This is a genomic window from Streptomyces chisholmiae, from assembly GCF_031845445.1.
Classification (GTDB): Bacteria; Actinomycetota; Actinomycetes; order Streptomycetales; family Streptomycetaceae; genus Streptomyces; species Streptomyces chisholmiae.
On the sequence record NZ_JAVREO010000161.1, the window covers coordinates 1 to 461 of the forward strand.

Consider the following 461-nt stretch of genomic DNA (forward strand, 5'->3'; position numbering starts at 1 on the left):
CCGTAGATCCGCGCGAACTCTCCGGTCGGGTCGGTGAGCACACCGCCCTTGCCGTCGGCGCCGATGACGAGGCGTGTTAGTGGTGCTCCGCCTGCGGGCCAGTCGAGTTTGGTCAACTCGGCAGCGGCGTGTGGGCCGTACGCCAGTGCGGTGAAGTGCGGTCCGCGGTAGGCGTCGAACAACCGCACGCGGTCGTCGCGGGCGGTGACGAGGTCGGCGTTGGGAGCGCGGTCACCGACGCGCAGGGTCTTGGTGCGGTCGGCGGCCAGGGGCGCCAGCGGGCCGCCGTGGTAGGTCAGGGTCAGTTGTTTTTCGTCCTTGCCACGCCGGACGCTGGACGGGTCGAACTTACCGATGCCTTGGTATTTCTTGGTGGACAGCCCGAGGACTCCGGCGGCGATGGGTTGCCGTTCCTGTTCGTAGGTGTTGAGCAGGCGATCGTCGGCTCCGGCCAGGACCTG

Annotated in this window: 1 pseudogene; it reads right to left on the minus strand. The window is 68.3% G+C overall.

Annotated features, from left to right (window positions below):
* Nucleotides 1-461, minus strand: a pseudogene (locus RM844_RS32580) (FAD-binding monooxygenase); the annotation flags it as partial.